The organism is Pseudomonas sp. AF03-9 (assembly GCF_020515815.1).
Lineage (GTDB): Bacteria > Pseudomonadota > Gammaproteobacteria > Pseudomonadales > Pseudomonadaceae > Aquipseudomonas.
On sequence record NZ_JAHPJF010000025.1, the window covers coordinates 66,608 to 88,389 of the forward strand.

Genomic DNA, 21,782 nt, shown 5'->3' on the forward strand with positions numbered 1-21,782 from the left:
GAATGCGGTGTTTCAGTCATCTGATGTATTGGCTGATCCACTGCATTCACGGGCAAGCCCGCTCCCACATTTGGTTTTGTGGTGGGCTTAGGGGATTTGTACGCCTTCGACCAGCAGCATATCCACCAGTCGAATCAATGGCAGCCCGATCAGGCTGGTGGCATCCGGCCCTTCGGTGCTCTGGAACAGGCTCACGCCCAGCCCCTCGGCCTTGAAGCTGCCTGCGCAGTCATACGGCTGCTCAATGCGCAGGTAACGCTCGACTCGCTCGGCGTCCAGTACGCGCATCTGCACCGTGAATGGCACGCAGTCCACCTGGCAGTGGCCGGTGTTGCTGTTGAGCAGGGCCAGGCCGGTGAGGAAGCTGACGCGCTTGCCGCTCGCCGCCAGCAATTGTTCACGGGCGTTCTCGAAGGTGTGGGGTTTGCCGATGATCCGTCCGTCGAGCGCTGCTACTTGGTCGGAGCCGATGATCAAATGCCCTGGGTGCTCGGCGGCAAGGGCGCGGGCTTTTTCTGCGGCGAGGCGCTTGACCAGCTCAACGGCAGACTCATTGGCGCGATGGCTTTCGTCAATGTCCGGCGAGCTGCAGATGAACGGCAAGTGCAGGCGGCCGAGCAATTCCCGGCGATAAACCGAGCTGGAAGCGAGTAATAAAGGCAGCATGGGCGTCTCCTCAGGGCAGTCGCGGATTCTAGCGAGGACTCCTGGCGACGGACAGGGCTGAATTTCCTTTGACATGGCTGGGTGCATCCCTATAATGCTGCGCCTATGTTGAATGACCCGATTCCACCTCACGTTGACCCGCGCAAATTGGCTGATCGTGGCACTTCCCTTCAAGGTGAATTGCTGCTGGCCGATTTGGAGAGACTCTGCGACCCGCTTTCCGACACTGTCGGTACGGTGCAGGCGAAATTCGTTTTTGAACGAGATGAACGTAAATCTGTGGTAATTCACAGCTTTATCGACACCGAAGTCAAAATGGTTTGCCAGCGTTGTCTTGAGCTGGTCACCCTGCCGATTCACAGCGAATGCAGTTACGCTGTGGTAAAGGAGGGTGCGAATACCCAGTCGTTGCCGAAAGGTTATGACGTGCTGGAACTGGGCGAAGATCCATTGGATCTGCATGCACTGATCGAGGAGGAGCTTCTGCTCGCCTTGCCCATTGTGCCTGCTCATCATCCGGAAGAATGCCAGCAGCCGGAGGGGCTCGATGACGAGTCCGAACCGAGCGAGGACGAGGTAACGCGGTCCAACCCGTTCAGTGTATTGGCGCAGTTAAAGCGTGACCCAAACGTTTAGGAGTTAATCAATTATGGCTGTTCAGCAGAACAAAAAATCCCGCTCTGCCCGTGACATGCGTCGTTCGCACGACGCCCTGACGGCAAGCACTCTGTCTGTAGAAAAAACCACTGGTGAAATTCACCTGCGTCACCACGTATCGCCAGAAGGCGTATACCGTGGTCGTAAAGTGATCGACAAGGGCGCTGACGAGTAATCACTTGTCTGCTCTAGTCATCGCGATAGACGCAATGGGCGGGGACTTCGGTCCCCGCAGCATTGTTCAGGCCTGCATTGCCAGCCTGTCTGCAACGCCCTCGCTGCACCTGACCCTTGTCGGTCAACCCTCCTTACTTGAAGAACTGATTGCCAGCCATCCGGCGGTGGATCGCGCGCGCCTGACGATTACGCCAGCCAGCGAAACCATCACCATGGATGAGAAACCGGCGGCTGCCCTGCGTGGCAAGCCTGACTCTTCAATGCGGGTGGCGCTTGAGTTGCTGCGCGATGGCAAGGTGCAAGCCTGCGTCAGTGCGGGCAATACCGGGGCGTTGATGGCGTTGTCGCGCTATGTACTCAAGACGCTGCCAGGCATTGACCGGCCGGCGATGGTCGCGGCCATTCCGACGCAGAAGGGCTATTGCCAACTGCTGGACCTTGGCGCGAACGTCGATTGCAGTGCCGAGCACCTGTTCCAGTTCGCCGTCATGGGCTCGGTGGCTGCCGAAGCGCTAGGCGTGGCTCGCCCGCGAGTGGCGCTGCTGAATATCGGCACCGAAGACATCAAGGGCAACCAGCAGGTCAAGCTCGCCGCTACGCTGCTTCAAGGCGCACGCGGCTTGAACTACATCGGCTTCGTCGAAGGTGATGGTTTGTACCGGGGCGAGGCGGATGTGGTGGTGTGCGACGGGTTTGTCGGCAATATCCTGCTCAAATCCAGTGAGGGGCTGGCGACCATGATCGCCGCGCGCATCGAGGCGTTGTTCAGGCAAGGGTTTGCGTCGCGCCTGGTCGGTGCCCTGGCGCTGCCGTTGATGCGGCGCCTGCAGGCTGATCTGGCGCCGGCGCGGCATAACGGTGCGAGCTTTCTCGGCCTGCAGGGCATTGTGGTGAAAAGCCATGGTTCGGCCGGTGTAGAAGGCTTTCAAAGCGCGATTGCGCGAGCCCTGATCGAGATCCAGGAAAACCTGCCGCAACGCTTGCATGGCCGTCTTGAAGACCTGTTGCCTTAGGCGAATCGGCCCGGAAATGCTTAAATGTGACCGGCCAGTTCAATTGACCATCCAATCTGTCAGTTTCGTGCGCTCCCATCGTAGGCGCGTTCATTTTTGACGACCAGATCATTAGGGGCTTGTTACATGTCTACATCCCTCGCATTCGTCTTTCCAGGGCAGGGTTCGCAGTCCCTCGGCATGTTGGCCGAGCTGGGCGCGCAATACCCGCTGATCCTGGACACTTTCAAGGAAGCTTCCGATGCCCTGGGTTACGACCTGTGGGCTCTGACCCAGCAAGGGCCGGAAGAGCAGCTCAATCAAACCGACAAGACCCAGCCGGCCATCCTGACCGCTTCGATCGCCCTGTGGCGCTTGTGGCTGGCCGAAGGCGGCGCGCGTCCGGCATTCGTTGCCGGTCACAGCCTGGGCGAATACAGCGCCCTGGTCGCGGCGGGCAGCCTGACCCTCGGTGAAGCGGTCAAGCTGGTCGAGCGTCGTGGTCAACTGATGCAAGAAGCCGTTCCGGCGGGGCAGGGCGGCATGGCTGCAATCCTGGGTCTGGACGACGCAGTGGTGATCGAAGCCTGTGCCGAAGCGGCCCAGGGCGAAGTGGTCAGCGCAGTGAACTTCAACTCCCCTGGCCAGGTGGTGATCGCCGGTGCCAAGGCAGCAGTCGAGCGCGCCATCGAAGGCTGCAAGGCTCGTGGTGCCAAGCGTGCGTTGCCGTTGCCGGTAAGCGTGCCGTCCCACTGTGAGCTGATGCGCCCGGCAGCCGAGCGTTTTGCCGAGTCCATCGCCGCCATCAACTGGCAGGCGCCGCAGATCCCGCTGGTGCAGAACGTCAGCGCGGCCGTGGCTGCCGACCTCGATACCCTCAAGCGCGACCTGCTGGAGCAGCTCTACAAGCCGGTACGCTGGGTTGAATCGGTCCAGACCCTGGCCGCCAATGGCGCCACCGAACTGGTCGAGTGCGGCCCGGGCAAAGTCCTGGCCGGCCTGAACAAGCGCTGCGCCGACGGCGTGTCGACCGCTAACCTCAATACCCCGGATGCCTTTGCTGCCGCTCGCGCAGCACTGGCCTGAAGAATTAGGAGAAGCCTGCATGAGTCTGCAAGGTAAAGTTGCACTGGTTACTGGCGCAAGCCGTGGTATTGGCCAGGCCATCGCTCTCGAACTGGGTCGCCAAGGCGCCATCGTGATCGGCACCGCCACTTCCGCTTCGGGCGCCGAGCGTATCGCCGCGACCCTGAAGGAAAACGGCGTACAAGGCACCGGCCTTGAGCTGAACGTGACCAGCGATGAGTCCGTGGCTGCCGTATTGGCCCAGATCACTGCGCAGTTCGGCGCGCCGGCTATTCTGGTAAACAACGCCGGTATTACCCGCGACAACCTGATGATGCGCATGAAAGACGACGAGTGGTACGACGTGGTCGATACCAACCTGAACAGTCTGTTTCGCCTGTCCAAGGGCGTTTTGCGCGGCATGACCAAGGCGCGTTGGGGCCGAATTATCAATATTGGCTCCGTAGTGGGTGCCATGGGCAACGCAGGCCAAGTAAACTACGCGTCCGCCAAGGCCGGTCTGGAAGGTTTCAGCCGTGCATTGGCACGTGAAGTCGGTTCGCGGTCGATTACGGTCAACTCGGTGGCCCCAGGGTTCATCGACACCGATATGACCCGCGAGCTGCCGGAAGCACAGCGTGAAGCCTTGCTGACGCAGATTCCGCTGGGCCGTCTGGGCCAGGCTCAAGAGATCGCGAATGTGGTCACTTTCCTGGCATCCGACGGTGCGGCATACGTGACTGGGGCTACAATCCCGGTTAACGGCGGGATGTACATGAGTTAAATTGTGACGGATTGCTTCAAAAAAATGTCATACGAGCTGTCTAAAATCCGTTATAAAGCTGCAACTTAATTTATAGGCAGGTGGCCGACCGGGTACGTGGGTGAAGCTTTCAGTTGAAAAGCTGAAAAGGCTTTCTATACACTTACCCACTGGCCAGCTGCCTGAATTTGTCCATTAGGAGTTAAACAAGGTATGAGCACCATCGAAGAGCGCGTCAAGAAAATCGTTGCCGAGCAACTGGGCGTCAAAGAAGAAGAAGTGGTCAACACTGCTTCCTTCGTAGAAGACCTGGGTGCCGATTCCCTTGACACCGTTGAGCTGGTGATGGCTCTGGAAGAGGAATTCGAGACCGAAATCCCGGACGAAGAAGCTGAAAAAATCACTACTGTTCAAGCTGCTATCGACTACGTTACCAGCCATCAGGCGTAATAGTTTTTAGTCGTCGCTTGCTGTTGGGAAAAACCGCACTGCTGTTACAGCGTGCGGTTTTTTCTTTAGCTCTGACGAAAAGTGAGCCTGAAGCAAAGTGTCGTCATTAGAAAAAGGAGAGTGCTGTGTCGCGTAGACGCGTCGTAGTCACCGGTATGGGTATGTTGTCGCCACTGGGTACGGATGTGCCGAGCAGTTGGCAGGGCATTCTGGCTGGCCGCAGTGGTATTGGTCTGATTGAACATACGGACCTTTCTGCCTATTCCACCCGTTTTGGCGGCTCGGTAAAGGGTTTCAATGTCGAGGAATATCTCTCGATCAAAGAGTCCCGCAAACTCGACCTGTTCATTCAATACGGCCTGGCCGCCGGTTTTCAGGCGGTGCGTAATGCCGGCCTGGAAGTTACCGACGCCAACCGTGATCGCATCGGCGTGGCCATGGGTTCGGGTATTGGTGGTCTGACCAATATCGAAGAAACCAGCCGCATCCTGCACGATACTGGCCCCCGTCGAATTTCACCGTTCTTCGTGCCGGGCTCGATCATCAATATGATTTCCGGCTTCCTGTCCATCCACTTGGGCGCACAGGGACCTAACTACGCCATCGCCACCGCGTGCACCACCGGTACGCATTGCATCGGTATGGCGGCGCGCAACATCGCCTACGACGAAGCTGACGTGATGATCGCCGGCGGCGCTGAAATGGCTGCCTGCGGCCTTGGCATGGGCGGCTTTGGCGCGTCCCGTGCGCTGTCGACCCGCAACGACGAGCCGACCCGTGCCAGCCGTCCGTGGGACAAGGGCCGTGATGGTTTCGTGCTGTCCGACGGTGCCGGCGCCCTGGTGCTGGAAGAGTTGGAACACGCCAAGGCGCGTGGCGCCACCATCTACGCCGAGCTGATCGGCTTTGGCATGAGCGGCGACGCCTACCACATGACTTCGCCACCGTCCGACGGTGCCGGTGCTGCACGTTGCATCACCAACGCCCTGCGCGACGCGAAGATCAATGCGGACCAGGTGCAGTACATCAACGCCCACGGCACCTCGACCCCGACCGGCGACCTGGCGGAAGCCGAGGCCATCAAGTCGGTGTTCGGCGAACACGCCTACAAGCTGGCGGTCAGTTCCACCAAGTCCATGACCGGTCACCTGTTGGGTGCGGCGGGCGCGGTCGAGGCGATTTTCAGTGTGATGGCCATCAAGGATCAGGTCGCTCCGCCGACCATCAACCTGGATGAGCCGGACGAGGGCTGCGATCTGAACTTCGTGCCGCATGAACCGCAACCGATGCCGATCGACGTGACGATCTCCAACTCGTTCGGCTTTGGTGGCACCAACGGTTCCCTGGTGTTCCGCCGGTTCGCCGAGTGATGGACAGCTGGGTCGACGGTCAGCCAGCGGACAGCGTGCCTCTGAAAGATCGCGGCCTGGCGTATGGCGATGGGCTCTTCGAGACCATCGCCGTCAAGGCTGGGCAGCCTGTGCTGCTCGACCGCCACCTGCAGCGTCTTGAAGACGGTTGCAGGCGCCTCGCTCTCGCCGCGGATCACAGTGTGATTCGCAGCGAAGTGCAGGCCTATGCCGCCGCCCTCGGCGACGGTGTTCTCAAGTTGATCCTCACCCGTGGCGACAGCCTGCGAGGTTATGGCCTCAACCCCGGCGCGCCGCTGCGCCGTATCTTGCAGGGCAGTCCGCCCGCTCCCTATCCCCCGCCCCATGGAACCGACGGCATCCGCCTGTTTCCGTGCGCCACCCGCTTGGCCGAGCAGCCCCTGCTGGCCGGCCTCAAGCACCTCAACCGCCTGGAACAAGTGATCGCCCGCGCCGAATGGCAGGATGCCGAGCACGCCGAAGGCTTGATGCTGGATACGTCCGGGCGGGTCATTGAAGGCGTATTCAGCAACCTGTTCCTGGTGCGCAACGGCTTGTTACTAACCGCCGATCTGACCCGTTGCGGCGTTGCCGGCGTGATGCGCGCCGAGATTCTGGCCCAGGCGCAAACCCTGGGCATCCCGGTGGCCGTGGCTGACATCAGCATCGAACAGTTGCAGCAGGCCGATGAAGTCTTCGTTTGCAACAGCGTTTATGGCATCTGGCCGGTGCGTGCCTGCGCTGCGATGAGCTGGTCGGTTGGGCCGCTCACCCGTAAACTGCAAGGCATTGTTCGCGCGCTATTGGATATTTGAGTTGATACGAAAACTGGTTGTACTGCTGCTGGTTGGTCTGTTCTCGGCGGCTTTGCTGTTGGGCTATGGCGCCTGGAAATACGACGCTGCCCTCAAGCAGCCCCTGAACCTGACCCAGGAGCAGCTGCTCGACGTACCGGCCGGGGCGACGCCTACCGGCACCTTCAATCGCCTCGAAGCCGACGGCGTGCTCGACGGCGCCTTCTGGCTGCGTCTTTACTGGCGTTTCAATCTCGACGGCCAGCCCCTGCACAGCGGCGAATACCGTATGACCCCCGGCATGACCGCACAAGGTTTGATCGGCCTGTGGCAGCGTGGCGAAGTGGTGCAATACAGCCTGACTCTGGTGGAGGGCTGGAACTTCCGCCAAGTACGCTCGGCCCTGGCCAAGCATGAAAAGATCGTGCAAACCCTGTCAGGCCTCACCGACAGCGAAGTGATGGACAAGCTTGGCCACCCCGGCGTGTTTCCGGAAGGGCGCTTCTTCCCCGACACCTACCGTTTCGTACGCGGCATGACCGACGTCGAGTTCCTGAAAAAAGCCTACAACCGCTTGGACGATGTCCTCGCCCAGGAGTGGAGCAAGCGGGCTGCCGATGTGCCGTATACCGAGCCCTACCAGGCGCTGATCATGGCTTCGCTGGTGGAGAAGGAGACCGGCGTGCCGGAAGAGCGCGGCCAGATTGCCGGGGTGTTTGTGCGCCGGATGAAGATCGGCATGCTGCTGCAGACCGACCCGACGGTGATCTATGGCCTGGGTGAGCGCTACAACGGCAAGTTGACCCGTGCCCATCTCAAGGAAGCCAACCCCTACAACACCTACATGATTGCCGGCCTGCCGCCGACGCCCATCGCCATGGTCGGCCGCGAAGCGATCCATGCCGCGTTGAACCCGGTGCCGGGCAGCAGCCTGTATTTTGTCGCCCGTGGCGATGGCAGCCATATTTTCTCCGATGACCTGGATGCGCATAATGCCGCCGTGCGCGAGTTCCAACTCAAGCGCCGCGCCGATTACCGCTCCAGCCCGGCGCCTGCGGCAAAGCCGGCAGAAGACGCAACACCACCGGCCGATGCGCCTGCCGAACCGCAAAGCCCGCAATGACTCTGACTAAGGACTGCCCGTGACTGGCTTGTTTATTACCCTGGAAGGCCCTGAAGGCGCCGGCAAAAGCACCAACCGCGATTACCTGGCCGAGCGCTTGCGCGCTGATGGCGTCGAGGTGGTGTTGACCCGTGAGCCCGGTGGCACGCCGCTGGCCGAGCGCATCCGCGAAGTGCTGCTGGCCCCGGGTGACGAGCCGATGAATCCGGATACCGAACTGCTGCTGGTGTTCGCTGCCCGCGCCCAGCATCTGGCTGAAGTGATCCGCCCGGCGCTGGCCCGTGGTGCCGTCGTGATCTGCGACCGCTTCACCGATTCCACCTACGCCTACCAGGGCGGCGGCCGCGGTTTGTCCCTGGCGCGCATCGCCACCTTGGAAACCTTCGTGCAAGGCGATCTGCGTCCCGACCTGACCCTGGTATTCGACCTGCCGGTGGAAGTCGGCCTGGCCCGCGCCAGTGCCCGTGGTCGCCTGGATCGCTTCGAGCTGGAAGGCCGTGCATTCTTCGACGCGGTGCGCAGCGCGTTTCTCGCGCGTGCCAAGGCCGAGCCTGCACGCTACTACCTGCTGGACGCTGCCCAACCCTTGGCCCAGGTGCAGCACGCCATCGATGCCTTGCTGCCCACGTTGCTGGAGCGCGCCCGTGGCTGAAGCCTACCCGTGGCAGGCCAGCCTCTGGCAACAGTTGGCCGGCCGTGCCCAGCACGCCCACGCTTACCTGTTGCACGGGCCGATTGGCATCGGCAAGCGCGCGCTTGCCGAGCGTCTGATGGCCAGCCTGTTGTGCCAGCGCCCGGTCAATCTGGAGGCGTGTGGCGAGTGCAAATCCTGCCTGTTGCTCAAGGCCGGCAGCCATCCGGATAACTACCTGCTGGAACCTGAAGAAGCCGACAAGGCGATCAAGGTCGATCAGGTGCGCGATCTCGTCAGCTTCGTGGTGCAGACCGCGCAGATGGGCGGGCGCAAAGTCGTGTTGATCGAGCCGGTGGAGGCGATGAACATCAATGCCGCCAACGCCCTGCTCAAGAGCCTGGAAGAGCCGTCCGGCGATACGGTGTTGCTGCTGGTGAGCCACCAGTCCAGTCGTTTGCTGCCGACTATCCGCAGCCGTTGTGTACAGCAGGCCTGCCCGTTGCCGAGCGAGGCCATGAGCCTCGAGTGGCTGGCCCAGGCGTTGCCGGAGTGCAGCGCAGAAGAGCGTGGCGAATTGCTGACCCTGGCCGCCGGTTCGCCGCTGGCTGCGGTGAAATTGCAGGCCCAAGGCGTGCGTGAACAACGTGCGCTGGTGGTAGATGGGGTGAAGAAACTGCTCAAGCAGGAACTGTCCGCCACCCAGTTGGCCGAGACGGCCTGGAAGGATATTCCGCTGTTGCTGCTGTTCGACTGGTTTTGCGACTGGTCGAGCCTGATCCTGCGCTACCAGTTGACCCAGGACGAAAACGGCCTGGGCCTGGCGGACATGCGCAAAGTCGTGCAGTACCTCGCGCAGAAAAGCGCCCAGGACAAGGTGCTCAACATTCAGGACTGGATTCTTGCCCAGCGCCAGAAGGTGCTCGGCAAAGCCAACCTCAACCGCGTGCTGTTGCTCGAAGCGCTGCTGGTGCAGTGGGTCGGCTTGCTCGGCCGCCGTTAATTTCCGTGGCCGACGGGTGTATCGTCGGCCAGACCCTTTTTCGCGACTCAAGTTGTAATTACCCATGCTCGTAGATTCCCATTGCCACCTAGATCGCCTTGACCTCGCCCAGCACGGCGGCTCCCTTGACGCCGCCCTCGAAGCCGCGCGCCAGCGTGGGGTAGGGCACTTCCTGTGCATCGGCGTCAGCGCCGACAATGCTGCCGACGTCAAAGCCCTGGCCGAGCGTTATGCGGATGTGGACTGCTCGGTGGGGATCCACCCGCTAGACCTCAAGCCCGGCGAAGCCCCGGCCCTCGACTGGTTGCTGGGCGAACTCAATCACCCGCGTGTGGTGGCGATCGGCGAAACCGGTCTGGATTACCACTACGAACCCGAGGCTGCCGAATTGCAGCAGGCCTCCTTCCGCCTGCACTTGCAGGCCGCCCAGCAGACCGGCAAGCCGGTGATCGTCCACACTCGTGGCGCCCGCGCCGACACCCTGGCCCTGCTGCGCGAAGCCGCGTTGCCCCAGGCCGGTGTGCTGCATTGCTTCACCGAAGACTGGGACATGGCCAAGGCGGCCCTGGACCTGGGTTTCTACATTTCCCTGTCGGGTATCGTCACCTTCCGCAACGCCGACGCCCTGCGCGATGTGGCGCGCCAAGTGCCGGCCGATCGCCTGCTGGTGGAGACCGACTCGCCGTACCTGGCGCCCATCCCCCATCGCGGCAAGCCGAACCTGCCGGAGTACGTGCGGGATGTGGCGGATTACCTGGCGATGTTGCGCGGCGAGTCCTACGAGCGTTTTGCCGAGCAGACCACGCAGAACTTCAAGCGCCTGTTCCCGTTGGCCCACGTCAAATCGTAGGCAAAAAAAACCCGGGTTCTGGGGGGTGAATCCGGGTTAAGACCATTAGGAGTAAAACAGGGCACGCAGTCCGTCGGTACCCAGGGTCGGCGCGTCACTTGGGGGAGATGTCACGCCGACAGTTCAAGTATTGATCAGTATCTGATTCAGTCCAGTCGTGACTGGTCGATTTTTAAACAGATTTGGAATACACGCGCTTCGCTTGAGTTCTCATCACGCGGGTGCACAGGCGCAGTTTGTGCGTATTATTTCTGACTGAGAGCGGTGAAAACGTTGGCGCGCTGAAACTAAAGTGCATGACGGGTTCACATAGGCGTTGCCCAACGACCGTTCAGTCGGGATAATCCCTCGCACCGGGTAAATCGTATCGCCGCGTCTGCGTGGCCCTGCGCAACCCTCCCCATAGTCACCTCTGCAGACCTCTTCCTCATGCACAAAGAACCCCGTAAGGTCCGTGAGTTTCGCCGCCGTGAGCAGGAAATTCTCGACACCGCGCTCAAGCTGTTCCTCGAACAAGGTGAAGACAGCGTCACCGTCGAGATGATCGCGGATGCCGTGGGTATCGGCAAAGGCACGATCTACAAGCACTTCAAGTCCAAGGCCGAGATCTACCTGCGCCTGATGCTCGATTACGAGCGCGACTTGAACGAGCTGCTGCATTCGGCCGATGTGGACAAGGACAAGGAAGCCCTGTCCCGCGCCTACTTCGAGTTCCGCATGCGCGACCCGCAGCGTTATCGCCTGTTCGACCGCCTGGAAGAAAAGGTGGTCAAGGGCCATCAGGTGCCGGAAATGGTCGAGGAACTGCACAAGATCCGCGCCTCGAACTTCGAACGCCTGACCCTGTTGATCAAGGGCCGCATCAGCGAAGGTAAGCTTGAAGACGTACCGCCGTATTTCCACTACTGCGCCGCCTGGGCGTTGGTGCATGGTGCCGTGGCGCTGTACCACTCGCCATTCTGGAGCAATGTGTTGGAAGATCAGGAAGGTTTCTTCCAGTTCCTGATGGACATCGGCGTGCGCATGGGCAACAAGCGCAAGCACAGCACCGAACTGCCGCCCGCTGAAACGCCCGCCAGCTAATGATTTGCTGCCACGCGTAGTACCCCAGGAATATACTCAGGCAAGGACTCTTGCTAAAAGCTGATTTTTAAGTCAGCTTTTAGCGCGCCCGAATCATCCTCTGCCGGAGTGATCCATGATCGTTGATCGTCAAGGCAGGCGTTTTCGCAATTTGCGGATCAGCCTGACCTCAGCCTGCAATTATGCGTGTACCTACTGCGTGCCCAATGGCAAGCGGTTGGTGGCTGCCCAGGACGAACTCTCGGCCGAGGCCATGGCGCGGGGTGTCGAGTACCTGATCGAAGCGGCGGGCATCGAGCGCCTGCGCATCACCGGCGGTGAGCCGCTGGTCAGTCCCAAACTGGAAGCCTTCATGGGCGCGGTGGGGCAGCTGGGCCTGAGTGACATCAGCCTGACCACCAACGGTCAACTGCTGGCGCGCAAACTGCCGTTGCTGGTGGAGGCCGGGATCAAGCGCATCAACGTCTCCCTCGACACCCTGGACGCCGCCGCCTTCCGCAGCATCGCCCGTGGCGGCGACCTGGCCAGCGTGCTCGACGGTATGGACCAGGCCCGCGCCGCCGGGATCAAGATCAAGGTCAACATGGTGCCGTTGCGCGGCCAGAACCTGGATCAGGTGATGCCACTGCTCGACTACTGCCTGGAGCGTGGTTACGAGCTGCGTTTTATCGAGTTGATGCGCATGGGCCACCTGGCCAAGGATTCCAATGCATTCCTGCAGCAATTCGTCAGCCTGCAACAGCTGCTCAGCCTGATCGGCGAACAATACGAATACCTGCAAGCCAACGCTCCGGTGGACGCCACCGCTGTGCGTTATGAAATCCCCGGCAAGGGCTACTTCGGCGTGATCGCCAACGAAAGCGTGCCGTTCTGCCGCACGTGTTCGCGGCTGCGCCTGTCGTCCACGGGTTGGTTGCATGGCTGTCTGTCGTCGAGCAACCGTCACTATGTCGGCGACCTGCTGGACAAGCCGCGCCATCAGGCGCTGCCGGCGCTGCAAGGGCTGTTGATGAAGGCCTTGGGCGATAAGCAGGAAGTGGCGTTCTCGGGCGGTGCGACGATCATGAAAATTATTGGCGGCTGACCCGATATTCTTCCGCCACATTCCCCTGTGGGAGCGGGCTTGCTCGCGAATGCGGTGTATCAGAAACAGATGTGCTGACTGACACACCGCATTCGCGAGCAAGCCCGCTCCCACACAAGCCCGCTCCCACATTTGATTTGTGTCGTCTGTGAATGGCGCGGATTCTGCATCTCACGCCCATTCGCCGGTTTTCCGTCACCGGCTTCTGGAGGATTAGGATGCGTAGTCTGGTTTTGTTGCTGGCGTCGTTGGCGCTGAGTGGTTGCATGACCGTCAGCGATATGGCCGAAGGCACTCGCTATCAGATGAGTGACGCCGGGTTGCTCGACCACAGCGACACCCGCCGTACCAACTCGATCCGCCTGCAACCGGACTCCTTTGTCTTTATCGCTCAAGGCGCATTTGTGCCGCCGGGCAGTGCCTACCCGCGTCCCAACGTGGTGGCCGAAGAAGCCTTCAACGGGTTCGTCGAATACTTCCCCATGGTCCGTCGCGCCCGTCAGCCGGAAGGTCTCGAGCAGGCAATGACTGAAGCGCGCGGCGCGGGGGCCCACTACCTGCTGTATTGCCGTTTCGCGGCAGCCGATGACCGCATCGGTAACGCCGATGAATGGGCCGACCAGGAAGCCCTCGATCGCGTCGGCCTCGACAGCGGTGTGATCCAGGTGATGTTGATCGAGACCAGCACCCAGTATTTGATTGATACTGTGCGGATTCGCAGCCGTGGCGGTTTACTGACGTTCCACGACAACCGACCCCAGGATCTGATCGCCCGCCCCCTGGCGCAGTACGCCCGCAGCCTGCTGGGCATGAGCGATCAATAAGACACAGGAGCAGCCCATGACCGATTCCGCCAAGGCCAATGATCTGTTGGCCCAACTGCCCAAGGGCAAGGGACCGGCGCCAGTGCACCTATGGAACCCGGAGTTCTGCGGCCATATCGACATGCGCATCGCCCGCGACGGCACCTGGTTCTACCAGGGCACGCCGATCGGGCGTAAGCCGATGGTCAAGCTGTTCTCCAATATCATCCGCCGCGATGGCGATGAGTACTTTCTGATCACTCCCGTGGAAAAAGTCGGCATCCGCGTCGATGATGCGCCGTTCGTTGCGCTGACGCTTGACGTCGAAGGGCAGGGCGAAAGCCAGGTGCTGCGCTTTACCACCAATGTCGACGAGCAGATCGATGCCGGCCTCGAGCACCCGCTGCGGGTGGTCATTGACCCAGTCACCCAGGAACCGTCACCCTATCTGCGGGTGCGCACCAACCTCGAAGCCCTCGTGCATCGCAATGTGTTCTACCAATTGGTCGAACTGGCGGTCAGCCGTCCGATCAACGGTCAGAACTGGCTGGGCGTCTGGAGTGGCGGGGAATTCTTCAGGATTGGCCTGGAACCCTGAGGCTGGCTTTTTCATCCTCCTAAAATAATTCGCTTGCTGACAGCGGGCGCTTTCGGGTATGAATTTGTACATGATTAGACATGTTCGATTTGATAAGAAAAAACGCGTCGTCGACGAGCTCATCCGCCGTATCGAGGGTGGGGTGATGGCCGACGGTTTCCTGCTCCCGGGTGAGCATCAACTGGCCGAAGAGTTCGCCGTCAGCCGGGGCACCCTGCGCGAGGCGCTGGCCGAGCTCAAGCGACGTCATTACATTGCGACCCAGAGCGGCGTCGGCTCCATCGTTACCTTTGACGGCATGATGCTCGACCAGCGCAGCGGCTGGGCACAAGCCCTGGCGGACACCGGGGCGCAGGTGAGCACCGACGTCCTGCGGTTCGAGGCCGTGAGCCGCCCGGACCTGTTCAGCCGCTTCGGCACCGAGCAATTCATTGCTCTCGACCGCCGCCGGCGCACGTCAGACGGTACCGCCGTGTCCCTGGAACGTTCGCTGATGCCGGCTTCCGGTGGCCTGGAGAGCCTGCCGGACGTCGGTCTGATCGAAAACTCCCTGACCATCACCCTGGCAGCCTACGGCTTTGTCGGCGCCGAAGGTGACCAATGGATCGGCGCCGAGCCCCTCAGTGACAGCGACGCCGAGCTGCTCGGTCGCCCCAGCGGTAGCGTGTTTCTCAAGGCGGCGCGCACCACCTACGACCGTCGCGAGCGCTTTATGGAATACGTTGAAAGCTTGCTCGACCCGCTGCACTTTCGCCTGCATCTGCAATTTGGAAACCCGAAATGACCCCGCTCAACCGCGCGCTCGGCGCCTTCTACGGCCTGGCCTTGGGTGATGCCCTGGGCATGCCCACCCAGTCCCTGAGCCGCGAACAGGTGCGCGCACGCTTCGGTGCGATCACCACCCTGGAAGATGCCGACGCCAACCAGCCCATCGCACCGAACATGCCCGCCGGTTCCATCACCGATGACACCGAGCAGGCGATTCTGGTCGGCGAGCTGCTGGTCGAAGGCCGAGGCACCATCGAGCCCACCGTGCTGGCCAAGCGCTTGATCGCGTGGGAAGCGCGGATGCGCGCCAAGGGTTCCCAGGACTTGCTCGGCCCATCGACCAAACGTGCGATCGACATGATCCTCGCCGGTCACACCCCGCAGGAGTCCGGGCGTTACGGCACCACCAACGGTGCCGCGATGCGCATCACTCCGGTCGGTATCGCCGCTGATGTCAGCGATCCGACGCGGTTTATCCAGGCTGTGATCCAGGCGTGCCAGGTCACCCACAACACCAGCCTGGGCATCTCCAGCGCGGCGGCGGTGGCGGCGGTGGTCTCGGCCGGGATCAACGGCGTGGATTTGGGCGAAGCACTGAACATCGGCACCCAGATCGCCCAGCAGGCGCAAAGCCATGGTCACTGGATTGCCGGAGGACGCATGTCCACCCGCATCAGTTGGGCGCGCACCCTGAGTGTCGGCAGTGGCGACAAAGCGCTGTTTGCCGATTTGCTCTACGAATTGATCGGCACCTCCGTCGCATCCCAGGAGTCGGTGGTGGTCTCGTTCGCCCTCGCGCAGCAAGTGGCGGTGGGCGACATGAGCACGTTTGAAGCCTTGTGCCTGGCTGCCAGCCTGGGCGGCGACACCGATACCATCGCCGCGATTCTCGGCGCCATGCTGGGTGCCTGCCTGGGCATGCAGTGCTGGCCACAGGCGATGGTCGAGCAGGTCAAGCGGGTCAATGGTCTGGACTTGCAGCCACTGGTCCAGGCACTACTCGCCATGCGCTGACTGGCACAGATCCACCCGCTCCCACAGTTGATCGACTGCATGGAACACTTGCCACAACCACAACAAGACAGGCACCAGGAGCATCCTTCATGAGCAGCACCCCTAGCGGCCAAAGCGCCGGGCAATTGGAAACACGTGGCATCGAACCGGTTCCGGAAGGCGAGTGCAACGGCCATCCGCTGCAACTGTTCTGGGTCTGGTTCGCCGCCAATATCAGCATCCTCGGCCTGCCGCTGGGAGCGACGCTGGTGGCGTTTCGCGGCCTGGCCATCTGGCAGGCAATCATCGTCGCGATCCTCGGCGCGGCCGGTTCGTTCGCGGTGGTGGGCATCATCTCCATCGCCGGTCGACGTGGCCGTGCGCCGAGCCTGACCTTGTCCCGGGCGATCTTCGGTGTGCGCGGCAACATCGGCCCGACGCTGGTCTCGCTGATGTCGCGCCTGGGCTGGGAAACCGTGAACACCACCACAGCCGCGTTCGTGCTGCTGTCGTTGTGCTCGATCCTGTTCGGCTCGCCGGTCGAGGCGAAAAGCGCACCGGTTCTGACGCTAGTATTCATCGCCATCTTCGTGCTGCTGACCCTGTCGGTATCCGGCCTCGGTCACGCCACCTTGCTGGTGATCCAGAAGTGGGCGACCTACGTGTTCGGCGCCCTGAATATCCTGGTGGGCGGCTTCCTCTGCGCCACCATCGACTGGAGCGCGGTGTTCAACGCTACGCCGGCGCCGCTGAGCGCGATGATCATCGGCGTCGGCACCATGGCCGCCGGCACGGGTATCGGCTGGGCCAATGCCGGCGCCGACATGTCGCGATACCAGCACCGCAGCGTCAAGGCCGTGCGCCTGGTGGCCTCGGCCGCGTTTGGCGCGGGCATCCCGCTGGTGCTGCTGATCACCCTCGGCGGCCTGCTCTCGGTGGGCAACAACGACCTGGCCTCGGCCACCGACCCGATCATCGCGATTCGCGACATGTTGCCGACTTGGATGGCCGTGCCGTACCTGATCACCGCGTTCGGCGGGCTGCTGCTGTCGAACAACCTGTCGGTGTACTCGGCGGGCCTCACCACCTTGACCCTCGGCTTGAAGGTCAAGCGCGTGCACGCAGTGATCGTCGACATCGTGGCGATCTTCGCCGGCTCGATCTACTTCATGCTGATCGCCGACAGCTTCTACGGCCCGTTCATCACCTTCATTTCGCTGTTGGCGGTACCGATCACCGCGTGGGTCGGGATCTTCGTGGTCGACCTGATCCACCGTCACCACTACAGCGCCAATGACCTGCTGGACGTCAGCCCGAGCAGTGCCTATTGGTACCGCGGCGGCGTGGAATGGCGCGCGTTTGGTGCCTGGGCCGTGGCGATCGTGCTGGGTTTCAGCTTTACCACCATCGGCACCACCGCCGAAAACATCTGGTTCGCCGGGCCTTTGTCCGACTCCTGGCTGGGCCACAACGGCCTGGGCTGGATCGTCACCTTCCTGGTGGCCGGCGGGATTTATGCCGTACTGGGCGGCGCATCCGACCGTCGCCCGGCGTTAGTCGAGCGTCGTCATGTCTAGATTGCTGCACACCGGCCAGGTCATTGTCGATCTGGTCATGGCCCTGGAAACCTTGCCCGCGACTGGCGGTGACGTGTTGGCACAATCTGCCAGTTTCGAAGCCGGCGGTGGTTTCAACGTGATGGCGGCGGCACGGCGCAACGGCTTGCCGGTGGTGTATCTGGGGCGCCACGGCAACGGGCGCTTTGGTGACTTGGCCCGCGCGGCGATGCAGGCCGAAGGTGTCGAGATGGCCCAGGCCGCCAGCCCCGATAAAGACACGGGCTTGTGTGTGTCCCTGACCGAGGCGACGACCGAGCGCACGTTCATTTCCCATCTTGGTGCCGAGGGCGAGTTGACGGCCGAGGATTTGGCGCGGGTTGTCCCGCAGGCGGACGATTATGTCTATGTCAGCGGTTACAGCCTGTTGCTCGAAGGCAAGGCCCAGGCGTTGCTCGATTGGCTGTTGGCGCTGCCGCGTGAGATCACCGTGGTGTTCGATCCGGGCCCGCTGGTCAAGGCGCCGGAGTCGCCGCTGATGGCAGCGTTGCTGCCGCGTATCGACATCTGGACCAGCAATGGTCCGGAGGTGTTGGCGTTTACTGGTGCGGCTACGTTGGCGCAGGCCTTGAACGCCTTGCAACGGCATCTGCCCGAGGGCGCATTGCGGGTGGTGCGCGATGGCCCGAATGGCTGCTGGGTGAATGGCGAACATGTGCCGGGCTTCAAGGTGACGGCGGTGGACAGCAACGGAGCGGGCGATGCCCATGCTGGGGTGTTTATCGCAGGCTTGGCCAATGGCCTCGCACCCGCCCAGGCGGCGCGCCGTGCGAATGCTGCGGCAGCCTTGGCCGTGACACGCTGGGGCCCGGCCACTTCTCCTGGCACCGCCGAGGTCGACGCGCTATTGGCGCGCTGAACCGCGGCAAAAATGTGGCAGGAGGTAAGCGCCCTGCCACATTGGGTTTCGGAACATGCCTTCTACGGCGCAGGCTGTTTCGGCGCGCCCGGCAGGTTGGAGTCATCGCCTTTGTTGATCGTCGGCTCGTTCACCGAGGGGCCCATCTTGCCATTGCCCACCGCAGTTGGCGCCTGGCGTTCCGCGTCGTGCCCCTTGGTGTGCGGGTCGGCTCCGTTGGAGTTTTCGATCACCGCCCCATTGTTGATTTGCAGCCCCGTGCCCATGGATTTCTGGGACTCGGTGGTCGCGTCAGGGGTGCTCGTGCCGGTGGACGAGGTGGCCGCAAAACCGCTCAGCGAAACCGACGACAACAGGCCTGCAAAGGCGAGGGCAGCCAACTTGGAATGCTTCATGAGGGAATCTCCATAGAGTTATTGTCCTTACCCTCTATTGGTCCGCCCGCAAGGCTGGTTGGTGCCTCGATGGCGACGAACGGCGCAGTACCAGCCGAACAACGCTGATCAGCCAATTGAGCGCCGCCACCGCCGTCACACTCAACAACAGCGTGGGCATGCCGTGTTCGACGATGATCTTGCCCGCCAGCAACGGAAACCCGAACACCCCGACAAAGTACGCCAGGCTGAACAACAGCAACGCCTGGGAGGTGCTGCCCGGCGGTGCTTCGTTGGCCACCAACCCGTTGATCACCGAATACGTCAGGCCGTAACCCACCCCCAACGTAATCGCCGCCAACAGGTAACTGAAACTGCCTGACACACCGAAGCCAAACATCAACACCGACACCAGCATCAACCCCGACAGCACACACGCCGCGCGGTACGCATCCCGCTTGACCACGAAGCCGGCGATCAACAACCGGCTGCTGATCGCGGCGCTGAGAAAACCCGCAAAAAACAGCGAATAGTCCAGCGAGTGCGCCGCTGCATAGCTGGTCTGGAACGACGACAACCCGCCAAACACACAACCGCCCAGGCCGACCATGACAATCGCGAATGCGGCTTTGGACGACAGCACCTGACGCGTGGCGCGCCAGGAGATTTTGGCCACCGCAGCCTCTTGCCCGAGATGGGCACCCAGGCGCCAGAACATCAGCACACCGATCAGGCTGGCGCATGCAGCTATCAGAAATGCGCTGGTCAGCGCCAGCCCCAGGACGTTGGCCGCCCGCCCCAGCAACGGCCCGGCGCCGATGCCGCTCATCATGCTGCCCGACAGCAACGCAAAATATTTGGCCCGTTGTTGCGGCGCCACCAACATCGCCACGATGATCGGCCCCAAGGTGTAGAACACCCCCCAGCCCAGCCCCAGGGCCAGCCCGAACACCATCAGGCTTTCGCCAACGCCCGGCGTCAGCGCAAAGCCCAGGCATGCCACTACCAACAGCAGACCCATACCGGCAATCGCGCGCGCCGCACCCAGGGCGTCGGACAGATGCCCCGAGACCATCACCGCGACAAAGGTGCTGAGCATCGCCATGGAAATCACACTGCCCGCATCGTGCTCATCGCCGCCGCGTGTATGCATCAGCAGCGACAGCAAAAAGGTCGAGCCGTAAGACAACGACAGCAGAAAACTGGCGAGACAGAACAGGGCGAACAGCTTGTTGCTCACCGGGGGTGTGGAGTGCATGGGGGGCGGCCTGGAAGTCGTTGGAGTTATGCCGGTTTTTTTACCATGGTGGCATTGGTCGATTGTTGTGCGGTTGCTGGTGCCAGCGTTAGCTGCCGACGGAGTAACGGCAGCGATGAAAATGCACTGCAATCAGTCATGAATCCCCCTTAGTATGTGTGCTTTGAAATTGCCCAAGGCTCGACCATGACCATCGAGATTCGCCCCGCGGTGCCCAGCGATGCTGCGCAGATCCTGACTTTCATCACCGAACTGGCCGAGTACGAAAAGGCCCGGCATGAAGTGATCGCCAGTGTCGTGGACATCGAGCGCAGCCTGTTCAGCGAGGGCGCCACCGCCCATGGCCTGATCTGTTTGCGCGACGGCTTGCCGATTGGTTTCGCGGTGTTCTTTTTCAGCTACTCCACGTGGCTGGGCAGCAACTGCCTGTACCTCGAAGACCTCTACATCAACCCGGAACAACGCGGCGGCGGTGCGGGCAAGAAGTTGCTGCGCCACCTGGCGAAGATCGCCTTTGACAACGGTTGCGGGCGCTTCGAATGGAGCGTGCTGGACTGGAACGAGCCGGCGATCGCCTTCTACAAATCCATCGGCGCGCAGCCCCAGGAAGAGTGGGTGCGCTACCGCATGGAAGGCGATGCGTTGCGCGACTTTGCCTTGGGCTGAGATCACTTTCTAGAAAGCACAGAGGTTCAAATGTGGGAGCTCCAACATAAGCCGGCTCCCACTTTTTTTTCGCGACTGCTCAGTATGTGGGATGCAAATTTATATATTGAGATATTTCAAAAGATAGGTTTATAGTCGGCGGCATCAGCACTCACTACCAAAAATAAAACAGGTGAAGCGATGCAGGCACAACCGTTGTCCCTCCCCGCCGTGCCCGAGCCAACCTACGGCGAGCGGCTCAAAGACAAGGTGGTGATCATCACCGGCGCCGCCCAAGGCATCGGCGAGGCCATCGTCGCGTGCTTCCAGGCCCAGCAGGCGCGCCTGGTCATCGCCGACATCCAGGCTGAAAAAGTCCAAGCCGTTGCCGCCCACTGGCGCGAACGCGGCGCTGCAATCCACGCCCAACCCGTCGACATCACCTCAAAAGAGCAATGGCAAGCGCTGGTCAACCTGGCCATCGAGCGTTTTGGCCGTGTGGACGTGCTGGTCAACTGCGCCGGGGTCAACGTGTTCCGCGACCCGCTGCAAATGAGCGACGAAGACTGGCGCCGCTGCTTCGCCATCGACCTCGACGGCGCCTGGTTCGGCTGCCGTGCGGTGCTGCCGCATATGATCGAGCAGGGCATCGGCAACATCATCAATATCGCCTCCACCCATTCCAGCCACATCATCCCCGGCTGCTTTCCCTATCCCGTGGCCAAGCATGGCCTGCTTGGCCTGACCCGCGCCCTTGGCATCGAATACGCGGCCAAGGGCATCCGCGTGAATGCCATCGCGCCGGGCTATATCGAGACTCAGCTCAACGTCGACTACTGGAACGGTTTCCCCGACCCCCACGCCGAGCGCCAGCGCGCCTTCGACCTGCACCCGCCCAAGCGCATCGGCCAGCCGGTGGAAGTCGCGATGACCGCGCTGTTTCTGGCGACCGACGAGGCGCCCTTTATCAATGCCACCTGCCTGATGATCGATGGCGGGCGGTCTGTGATGTACCACGACTAAAGCGTTCTCCAATAACAAGAAGGAGGTGGTTCATGTTGAAGAAGACACTCGGCACCCTGGCGCTCGCCGTCGCGTTCAGCGGCGTTGTTTCGGCTGAAGAAGTGAAGATCGGCTTTCTGGTCAAGCAGGCTGAAGAA

The 21,782-nt window shown here is 61.7% G+C and carries 25 protein-coding genes and 1 pseudogene; 23 read left to right on the forward strand and 3 right to left on the reverse strand.

The features are described 5' to 3' along the window. Positions 1 to 87: 87 nt before the first annotated feature. Positions 88 to 666 carry a Maf family protein gene (locus LIY36_RS25180; protein ID WP_226457557.1) on the reverse strand — a complete coding sequence of 193 codons (579 nt, stop codon included), beginning with the start codon at positions 664 to 666 and terminating at the stop codon, positions 88 to 90. Positions 667 to 771: 105 nt separating this feature from the next. On the opposite strand from LIY36_RS25180, the gene LIY36_RS25185 reads away from it, so the two are divergent. The 20 genes from LIY36_RS25185 (at position 772) to LIY36_RS25280 (ending at position 18,345) form a co-directional block, all read left to right on the forward strand. Next, a complete protein-coding gene (locus tag LIY36_RS25185; protein ID WP_015885435.1) occupies positions 772 to 1,302 on the forward strand; it encodes a YceD family protein in 531 nt (176 codons plus the stop codon). A gap of 13 nt (positions 1,303 to 1,315) precedes the next feature. Next, positions 1,316 to 1,498: a 50S ribosomal protein L32 gene (gene rpmF, locus LIY36_RS25190; RefSeq protein ID WP_008152339.1), complete on the forward strand. Its 183-nt coding sequence runs from the start codon at positions 1,316 to 1,318 to the stop codon at positions 1,496 to 1,498. A gap of 4 nt (positions 1,499 to 1,502) precedes the next feature. Then, positions 1,503 to 2,513: a phosphate acyltransferase PlsX gene (gene plsX, locus LIY36_RS25195; protein ID WP_192300676.1), complete on the forward strand. Its 1,011-nt coding sequence runs from the start codon at positions 1,503 to 1,505 to the stop codon at positions 2,511 to 2,513. A 126-nt stretch (positions 2,514 to 2,639) separates the two neighbouring features. Then, a complete protein-coding gene (gene fabD, locus LIY36_RS25200; RefSeq protein ID WP_021491483.1) occupies positions 2,640 to 3,578 on the forward strand; it encodes an ACP S-malonyltransferase in 939 nt (312 codons plus the stop codon). Between the two features lie 19 nt (positions 3,579 to 3,597). Continuing rightward, the gene (fabG, locus tag LIY36_RS25205; protein ID WP_192300677.1) at positions 3,598 to 4,341 is read left to right on the forward strand and encodes a 3-oxoacyl-ACP reductase FabG; all 744 of its coding nucleotides are present in this window, start codon (positions 3,598 to 3,600) and stop codon (positions 4,339 to 4,341) included. 192 nt (positions 4,342 to 4,533) lie between these two features. Next, a complete protein-coding gene (acpP, locus tag LIY36_RS25210; protein ID WP_003175607.1) occupies positions 4,534 to 4,770 on the forward strand; it encodes an acyl carrier protein in 237 nt (78 codons plus the stop codon). A 125-nt stretch (positions 4,771 to 4,895) separates the two neighbouring features. Continuing rightward, positions 4,896 to 6,140 (forward strand): beta-ketoacyl-ACP synthase II, encoded by a 1,245-nt coding sequence (gene fabF / locus LIY36_RS25215; RefSeq protein ID WP_192300678.1) that lies wholly within the window; start codon positions 4,896 to 4,898, stop codon positions 6,138 to 6,140. After that, the gene (gene pabC, locus LIY36_RS25220) at positions 6,140 to 6,955 is read left to right on the forward strand and encodes an aminodeoxychorismate lyase (RefSeq protein ID WP_226457558.1); all 816 of its coding nucleotides are present in this window, start codon (positions 6,140 to 6,142) and stop codon (positions 6,953 to 6,955) included. Before fabF ends, pabC begins: the two co-directional genes overlap by 1 nt. A 1-nt stretch (position 6,956) precedes the next feature. Then, complete coding sequence (gene mltG / locus LIY36_RS25225) at positions 6,957 to 8,057, forward strand: endolytic transglycosylase MltG (RefSeq protein WP_192300680.1); 1,101 nt, start codon at positions 6,957 to 6,959, stop codon at positions 8,055 to 8,057. Between the two features lie 19 nt (positions 8,058 to 8,076). Then, on the forward strand, positions 8,077 to 8,709 hold the full coding sequence (tmk, locus tag LIY36_RS25230; protein WP_192300681.1) for a dTMP kinase: 633 nt from the start codon (positions 8,077 to 8,079) through the stop codon (positions 8,707 to 8,709). Beyond that, positions 8,702 to 9,691, forward strand: a complete 990-nt coding sequence (locus LIY36_RS25235; RefSeq protein WP_226457559.1) for a DNA polymerase III subunit delta' — start codon at positions 8,702 to 8,704, stop codon at positions 9,689 to 9,691. The genes tmk and LIY36_RS25235 overlap by 8 nt, the downstream gene beginning before the upstream one ends. Positions 9,692 to 9,755: 64 nt before the next feature. Next, on the forward strand, positions 9,756 to 10,541 hold the full coding sequence (locus LIY36_RS25240) for a TatD family hydrolase (protein WP_226457560.1): 786 nt from the start codon (positions 9,756 to 9,758) through the stop codon (positions 10,539 to 10,541). Between the two features lie 429 nt (positions 10,542 to 10,970). Further along, a complete protein-coding gene (locus LIY36_RS25245) occupies positions 10,971 to 11,624 on the forward strand; it encodes a TetR/AcrR family transcriptional regulator (RefSeq protein ID WP_192300684.1) in 654 nt (217 codons plus the stop codon). A 115-nt stretch (positions 11,625 to 11,739) separates the two neighbouring features. Beyond that, positions 11,740 to 12,708, forward strand: coding sequence for a GTP 3',8-cyclase MoaA (locus LIY36_RS25250; protein ID WP_192300685.1), 969 nt, complete (start codon positions 11,740 to 11,742; stop codon positions 12,706 to 12,708). Positions 12,709 to 12,926: 218 nt separating this feature from the next. Continuing rightward, a complete protein-coding gene (locus LIY36_RS25255) occupies positions 12,927 to 13,532 on the forward strand; it encodes a DUF4823 domain-containing protein (RefSeq protein ID WP_192300686.1) in 606 nt (201 codons plus the stop codon). Positions 13,533 to 13,548: 16 nt separating this feature from the next. Continuing rightward, positions 13,549 to 14,109: a DUF1285 domain-containing protein gene (locus LIY36_RS25260; RefSeq protein ID WP_192300687.1), complete on the forward strand. Its 561-nt coding sequence runs from the start codon at positions 13,549 to 13,551 to the stop codon at positions 14,107 to 14,109. Positions 14,110 to 14,179: 70 nt separating this feature from the next. Next, positions 14,180 to 14,893, forward strand: coding sequence for a GntR family transcriptional regulator (locus tag LIY36_RS25265; protein WP_226457561.1), 714 nt, complete (start codon positions 14,180 to 14,182; stop codon positions 14,891 to 14,893). Beyond that, positions 14,890 to 15,891: an ADP-ribosylglycohydrolase family protein gene (locus tag LIY36_RS25270; protein WP_226457562.1), complete on the forward strand. Its 1,002-nt coding sequence runs from the start codon at positions 14,890 to 14,892 to the stop codon at positions 15,889 to 15,891. The genes LIY36_RS25265 and LIY36_RS25270 overlap by 4 nt, the downstream gene beginning before the upstream one ends. Before the next feature lie 89 nt (positions 15,892 to 15,980). After that, a complete protein-coding gene (locus tag LIY36_RS25275; protein WP_226457563.1) occupies positions 15,981 to 17,447 on the forward strand; it encodes a purine-cytosine permease family protein in 1,467 nt (488 codons plus the stop codon). Beyond that, positions 17,440 to 18,345, forward strand: coding sequence for a PfkB family carbohydrate kinase (locus LIY36_RS25280; RefSeq protein ID WP_226457564.1), 906 nt, complete (start codon positions 17,440 to 17,442; stop codon positions 18,343 to 18,345). Before LIY36_RS25275 ends, LIY36_RS25280 begins: the two co-directional genes overlap by 8 nt. A 62-nt stretch (positions 18,346 to 18,407) precedes the next feature. Here LIY36_RS25280 and LIY36_RS25285 read toward each other — a convergent pair whose 3' ends face one another. Continuing rightward, positions 18,408 to 18,740 (reverse strand): hypothetical protein, encoded by a 333-nt coding sequence (locus LIY36_RS25285; RefSeq protein WP_192300692.1) that lies wholly within the window; start codon positions 18,738 to 18,740, stop codon positions 18,408 to 18,410. A gap of 34 nt (positions 18,741 to 18,774) precedes the next feature. Then, complete coding sequence (locus LIY36_RS25290) at positions 18,775 to 19,977, reverse strand: MFS transporter (RefSeq protein ID WP_226457565.1); 1,203 nt, start codon at positions 19,975 to 19,977, stop codon at positions 18,775 to 18,777. Between the two features lie 186 nt (positions 19,978 to 20,163). Between LIY36_RS25290 and LIY36_RS25295 the strand changes: the two genes are divergently transcribed. The 3 genes and pseudogenes from LIY36_RS25295 to LIY36_RS25305 all read left to right on the forward strand — a co-directional run. Then, positions 20,164 to 20,643 (forward strand): GNAT family N-acetyltransferase, encoded by a 480-nt coding sequence (locus tag LIY36_RS25295; RefSeq protein WP_010208407.1) that lies wholly within the window; start codon positions 20,164 to 20,166, stop codon positions 20,641 to 20,643. Positions 20,644 to 20,823: 180 nt separating this feature from the next. Next, positions 20,824 to 21,645: an SDR family oxidoreductase gene (locus LIY36_RS25300; protein ID WP_226457566.1), complete on the forward strand. Its 822-nt coding sequence runs from the start codon at positions 20,824 to 20,826 to the stop codon at positions 21,643 to 21,645. Between the two features lie 32 nt (positions 21,646 to 21,677). Next, positions 21,678 to 21,782 (forward strand): annotated as a pseudogene (locus LIY36_RS25305) (arabinose ABC transporter substrate-binding protein); the annotation flags it as partial.

Bases quoted from the DNA above. Each gene is read 5' to 3' on its own strand.
- LIY36_RS25180 (WP_226457557.1), bottom strand. From the start codon at position 666: ATGCTGCCTTTATTACTCGCTTCCAGCTCGGTTTATCGCCGGGAATTG.
- LIY36_RS25185 (WP_015885435.1), top strand. From the start codon at position 772: ATGTTGAATGACCCGATTCCACCTCACGTTGACCCGCGCAAATTGGCT.
- rpmF (WP_008152339.1), top strand. From the start codon at position 1,316: ATGGCTGTTCAGCAGAACAAAAAATCCCGCTCTGCCCGTGACATGCGT.
- fabD (WP_021491483.1), top strand. From the start codon at position 2,640: ATGTCTACATCCCTCGCATTCGTCTTTCCAGGGCAGGGTTCGCAGTCC.
- fabG (WP_192300677.1), top strand. From the start codon at position 3,598: ATGAGTCTGCAAGGTAAAGTTGCACTGGTTACTGGCGCAAGCCGTGGT.
- acpP (WP_003175607.1), top strand. From the start codon at position 4,534: ATGAGCACCATCGAAGAGCGCGTCAAGAAAATCGTTGCCGAGCAACTG.
- pabC (WP_226457558.1), top strand. From the start codon at position 6,140: ATGGACAGCTGGGTCGACGGTCAGCCAGCGGACAGCGTGCCTCTGAAA.
- LIY36_RS25240 (WP_226457560.1), top strand. From the start codon at position 9,756: ATGCTCGTAGATTCCCATTGCCACCTAGATCGCCTTGACCTCGCCCAG.
- LIY36_RS25245 (WP_192300684.1), top strand. From the start codon at position 10,971: ATGCACAAAGAACCCCGTAAGGTCCGTGAGTTTCGCCGCCGTGAGCAG.
- LIY36_RS25250 (WP_192300685.1), top strand. From the start codon at position 11,740: ATGATCGTTGATCGTCAAGGCAGGCGTTTTCGCAATTTGCGGATCAGC.
- LIY36_RS25255 (WP_192300686.1), top strand. From the start codon at position 12,927: ATGCGTAGTCTGGTTTTGTTGCTGGCGTCGTTGGCGCTGAGTGGTTGC.
- LIY36_RS25260 (WP_192300687.1), top strand. From the start codon at position 13,549: ATGACCGATTCCGCCAAGGCCAATGATCTGTTGGCCCAACTGCCCAAG.
- LIY36_RS25265 (WP_226457561.1), top strand. From the start codon at position 14,180: ATGATTAGACATGTTCGATTTGATAAGAAAAAACGCGTCGTCGACGAG.
- LIY36_RS25270 (WP_226457562.1), top strand. From the start codon at position 14,890: ATGACCCCGCTCAACCGCGCGCTCGGCGCCTTCTACGGCCTGGCCTTG.
- LIY36_RS25275 (WP_226457563.1), top strand. From the start codon at position 15,981: ATGAGCAGCACCCCTAGCGGCCAAAGCGCCGGGCAATTGGAAACACGT.
- LIY36_RS25280 (WP_226457564.1), top strand. From the start codon at position 17,440: ATGTCTAGATTGCTGCACACCGGCCAGGTCATTGTCGATCTGGTCATG.
- LIY36_RS25285 (WP_192300692.1), bottom strand. From the start codon at position 18,740: ATGAAGCATTCCAAGTTGGCTGCCCTCGCCTTTGCAGGCCTGTTGTCG.
- LIY36_RS25290 (WP_226457565.1), bottom strand. From the start codon at position 19,977: ATGCACTCCACACCCCCGGTGAGCAACAAGCTGTTCGCCCTGTTCTGT.
- LIY36_RS25295 (WP_010208407.1), top strand. From the start codon at position 20,164: ATGACCATCGAGATTCGCCCCGCGGTGCCCAGCGATGCTGCGCAGATC.
- LIY36_RS25300 (WP_226457566.1), top strand. From the start codon at position 20,824: ATGCAGGCACAACCGTTGTCCCTCCCCGCCGTGCCCGAGCCAACCTAC.